Annotated in this window: 4 protein-coding genes and 1 pseudogene; all 5 read left to right on the top strand. The window is 51.9% G+C overall.

Annotation, left to right across the window (positions count from 1 at the left end):
• Positions 1-579: 4Fe-4S binding protein (locus tag B3P58_RS05525; RefSeq protein ID WP_286716448.1), on the top strand; the 579-nt coding region annotated here is incomplete at its 5' end.
• 30 nt (positions 580-609) lie between these two features.
• Positions 610-2,532, top strand: a complete 1,923-nt coding sequence (gene nosZ, locus B3P58_RS05530) for a TAT-dependent nitrous-oxide reductase (RefSeq protein WP_286716449.1) — start codon at positions 610-612, stop codon at positions 2,530-2,532.
• Positions 2,533-2,585: 53 nt separating this feature from the next.
• Positions 2,586-3,830, top strand: a complete 1,245-nt coding sequence (locus B3P58_RS05535) for a nitrous oxide reductase family maturation protein NosD (protein WP_145468002.1) — start codon at positions 2,586-2,588, stop codon at positions 3,828-3,830.
• 1 nt (position 3,831) lies between these two features.
• Positions 3,832-4,746, top strand: coding sequence for an ABC transporter ATP-binding protein (locus B3P58_RS05540; RefSeq protein ID WP_286716450.1), 915 nt, complete (start codon positions 3,832-3,834; stop codon positions 4,744-4,746).
• A pseudogene (locus B3P58_RS20760) lies at positions 4,743-4,873 on the top strand (ABC transporter permease); the annotation flags it as partial. The gene B3P58_RS05540 and the pseudogene B3P58_RS20760, both read left to right, overlap by 4 nt.

The raw sequence follows: 4,873 nt of genomic DNA on the forward strand, positions 1-4,873 counted from the left end.
GCTCTGCAGGAGCTGATTAACGAAGCCGCCCGTAAATTAAAAATCCGCCAGTATGAATTGCCCTTTGCTTTGCACGAACGCTTATGGGCCGTTAAATACATTATTTTATTGGGTTTATTCGGGCTGTCTCTGGAGTCACTTTCTACCGCAGAACGATATGCCGAAGTGGAACCCTTTAAAACCGCCATCATGCTCAAATTCAGCCGCGAATGGGGCTTTGTTTTCTACGCTGTATTGTTGCTGGTTATCAATATTTTTACGCGCAAAGTCTACTGCCGTTATATCTGTCCTCTGGGTGCTGCCCTGGCAATACCAAGTAAAGCCCGCCTGTTCGACTGGCTGAAACGCCGCAAAGAATGTGGCCAGCCCTGCCAGCTCTGCGCCAATGAATGCGAGATACAGGCCATTCATCCCGATGGTCATATTAATCATAACGAATGTCACTACTGCCTCGATTGCCAGATGACATATCACAACGATCATAAATGTCCGCCACTGGTTGCTAAACGTAAAAAACAGCAAAGAAATAAACCCGTTCCACAGCGTATCCCGGTGGTACAGATGGATCCGCAAAACTGAAGAAGCCAATCTTGTTCAAGGAGATAGACCATGACAGATGACAGCAATAAAAATGTACCCGGAAAAGAAAAAACCGGACTAAGCCGCCGCGGATTTCTCGGTGCCAGTGCTCTGACGGGTGCCGGTGCGGCACTGGTCGGCGCAGCCGGCCTGGGTTCTGCAGTAATGAGCCGCGAGGCCTTTGCCGCTGCCGCTCAGGACGCCAAAAAGAAATACCATGTAGAGCCAGGTGAACTGGACGATTACATCGGCTTCTGGAGTGGTGGTCATCAGGGCGAAGTGCGCGTACTGGGTATTCCATCCATGCGCGAACTGATGCGGATTCCGGTATTTAATATCGACTCGGCTACCGGCTGGGGCATCACCAACGAAAGTAAGGCGATAATGGGCGATAGTGCGAAGTTCCTGAATGGTGACTGTCACCATCCGCACATCTCCATGAAAGATGGCAAATACGATGGCAAATACGTTTTTATCAACGATAAAGCCAACAGCCGTGTAGCCCGTATCCGCCTGGATATTATGAAGTGTGACAAGATGCTGACCGTGCCTAATGTTCAGGCGATCCACGGACTGCGTCTGCAGAAAGCACCGTACACCAAGTATGTATTTGCTAATGCTGAATTTGTTATGCCACATCCGAACGATGGCAAACATTTCGATTTGCAGGCCGATTACAGCTACACCATGTTTAACGTCATTGACGCAGAAAGCATGGAAATGGCATTTCAGATTATGGTTGACGGTAACCTGGACAACTGTGATGCCGACTACACAGGCCGCTTTGCTGCTTCCACCTGTTACAACTCAGAAAAAGCCTATGATCTGGGCGGCATGATGCGTAATGAACGTGACTGGGTTGTGGTATTTGATATCCAGGCTGCAGAAAAAGCGGTTAAAGCCGGTAAATTCACCACTCTGGGCGACTCTAAAGTACCGGTGCTGGATGGCCGTAAAAAAGGCGACAAAGACAGCCAGTTTACCCGTTATATTCCTGTACCGAAAAACCCGCATGGCTGTAACACCTCATCCGATGGCAAGTACTTTATTGCCAACGGCAAGCTGTCACCAACTGTATCCATGATCGAAATTGCCAGACTGCCAGACCTGTTTAACGGCAAAATCAAAGATCCGCGTGACACCATTGCTGCAGAACCGGAACTGGGCCTTGGACCGCTGCACACTACCTTCGATGGTCGTGGCAATGCCTACACCACACTGTTTATCGACAGTCAGGTCGTGAAGTGGAATATGGCCGATGCGGTACGTGCCTATAAAGGTGAAAAGGTTAACTACATCAAGCAGAAACTGGATGTGCAGTATCAGCCTGGTCACATTCATGCCTCGCTGTGCGAAACCAGCGAAGCTGATGGCCAGTGGCTGGTTGCTTTGTGCAAGTTCTCCAAAGACCGCTTCCTGCAGGTTGGCCCACTGCACCCGGAAAACGATCAGCTGATCGATATTTCCGGTGAAGAAATGAAACTGGTGCACGATGGCCCAACCTTCGCAGAACCGCATGACTGCACCATGGCACGCCGTGATCAGATCCGTACCCGGAAAATCTGGAAACGGGATGACCCTTTCTTTGCCGGCACCACCGCCATGGCGAAAAAGGATGGAATCAATCTGGAAACCGACAACAAGGTTATCCGTGATGGTAATAAAGTCCGGGTTTACATGACCTCGGTAGCGCCAGCCTATGGCATTAACGAGTTCAAGGTAAAACAGGGCGATGAGGTTACCGTAATCATCACCAACCTGGACCAGATCGAAGACGTTACCCACGGTTTCTGCATGGTGAACCATGGTGTCTCCATGGAAATCAGCCCACAGCAAACTGCGTCAGTTACCTTTGTGGCCGACAAAGTGGGTATGCACTGGTACTACTGCAACTGGTTCTGCCATGCTCTGCATATGGAGATGGTAGGTCGAATGCTGGTTGAACCAGCCTGATCGGCTGGCGGCGGGCAGTGATGCCCGCCGCCCCTCCACAACTGCGGGACACTATGATCCTTTCTGTCTTTTTTTTACTGCTGCTGGCCAGTGCCGGTGCGCAGGCCCAGTACCAGTCATTACCGCTGCAACCGCAGGGGGATATTCTGGTTTTACCCGCCGGTCACTATCAGGGGAATTTTCTGATTGATCAGCCCGGCCACATCCGCTGTGCAGCCAACGCCGTCATCGACGCCGGGGCGCAGGGCCATGCGGTGAAAATTACCGCCGCCGAAGTCAGCCTTGAAGGCTGCCATATTATTAACTGGGGACGTAACCTCACCGATCTGGATTCAGCCATATTTGTTGCTGCCCGGGCCGACCATGTACGTCTGCTGAATAATCATCTGCAAGGGGCCGGATTCGGCATCTGGGCCGATACCAGCCAGCATATTGAAATCCACGGCAATCAGATCAGCGGCGATGACACTGTGCGCTCACAGGACCGTGGCAATGGCATTCATCTGTTTTCTGTCCGTCAGGCCAGTGTGACCGACAACGTTATCCGCCACACCCGGGATGGCATCTACATCGACACCTCCAACCACAACACGCTGACCGGTAACGTGCTGGAAGATCTGCGCTACGGAATTCACTATATGTTTTCCAATAACAATGTGGTGCATAACAACACAACCCGCCGCACCCGCACCGGTTATGCCCTGATGCAGAGCCGTAATCTGGATGTACGCAATAATCTGTCTGAAGACGATCAGAACTACGGCATTCTGATGAACTACATCACCTACTCCACCATCAGCAACAACAGAGTGCAGGGGGTGATCAGCGGCAGCACCGGCGACAGCATGATTCAGGGAGCTGAAGGCAAAGCGTTGTTTATCTACAACTCCGTATTCAACACCATCAGCCACAACTACTTTGCCGACAGCGTGATGGGTATTCACCTTACCGCCGGCTCTGAAGACAATAAAATCTTTGGCAATGCCTTTATCGCTAATCAACAGCAAGTTAAATATGTCGCAACCCGAACCCAGGAATGGTCCGAAAATGGCCGCGGAAATTACTGGAGCGATTATCTTGGCTGGGACCGGAATGTCGATGACATCGGCGATCTGATTTACGAACCAAACGACAATATCGACCGCTTACTGTGGCTTTATCCACAAATGCGTTTATTACTGAACAGCCCGGCCATTGAATTACTGCGCTGGGTACAGCAAGCGTTTCCGGTCGTTAAATCCCCTGGCGTGCGGGACAGCTTTCCCCTGATGCGCCCACCGCTGACAGAGGCCCCATAAAATGAACCTGGTAGAACTGCAGAATGTCAGTCTTGCTTATGGCCGGATGGAGGTTATAAAAAACCTTTCTCTGCATCTGGCAGAAGGTGAAGTACTTGGTTTGTTCGGCCATAACGGTGCCGGCAAAACAACCACCATGAAAATGATCCTCGGCCTGCTCGCGCCCGGCAGCGGCCATGTTCAGGTGTTTGGTAATACTCCGGATCATACCGAAGTCCGTAAGCGGCTTGGTTATTTGCCGGAAAACGTTATGTTTTATCCGCAATTAAGCGGAGAGGAAACACTGACTTATTTTGCCCGCCTGAAAGGTGCAGCTCATCATCAGGTCGGAGAATTACTGGAAAAAGTCGGGCTGACCCATGCCGCTACACGTAAAGTAAAAACCTATTCCAAAGGTATGCGTCAGCGGTTGGGGCTGGCTCAGGCGCTGCTGGCAAATCCACGTCTGTTATTACTGGACGAGCCGACCGTCGGTCTTGACCCGGTAGCCACGCAGGAACTTTATCAATTACTGAACGAGCTGCGTCAGAACGGCACCGGCATTATTCTCTGCTCTCACGTGTTACCCGGTGTTGAACCTTATATCAGCCGCGCCGCCATTCTTGCCGGTGGTCAGTTACAGGCTGTCGGTACCCTGAGTGAATTACGCCGTCAGGTAGCACTGCCTACGCGCATTCGCCTTGGCAGCCTCTCGGAACCGGAGCACTGGCAAACCCGGTTATCCGGCCTCGGCTTCGATTCCCGCTGTATTGGCCGCGATGCTCTTGAAGTTTTAACGCACAACGGCGCCCGCCGGGAGTTACTTAACACCCTGATAAACAGCAGCGAAGCCGCCGATCTGGAGGTCAGCCCGCCGTCCCTTGACGATCTGTACCGCCATTTTGCGGTCGTTCCGGCACAGGAGAAATCGCAATGATACAAGTCTGGAATATTGCCATTAAAGAGCTGAATGATGGCCTGCGTAACCGCTGGCTGCTGGCCATCAGTCTGCTGTTTGCCATTCTCGCTGCGGGCATTGCCTGGCTTGGCTCAGCCGCCGCCGG

This window comes from Thalassolituus sp. UBA2009, assembly GCF_002335285.1.
Lineage (GTDB): Bacteria > Pseudomonadota > Gammaproteobacteria > Pseudomonadales > Oceanobacteraceae > Venatoribacter > Venatoribacter alkanivorans.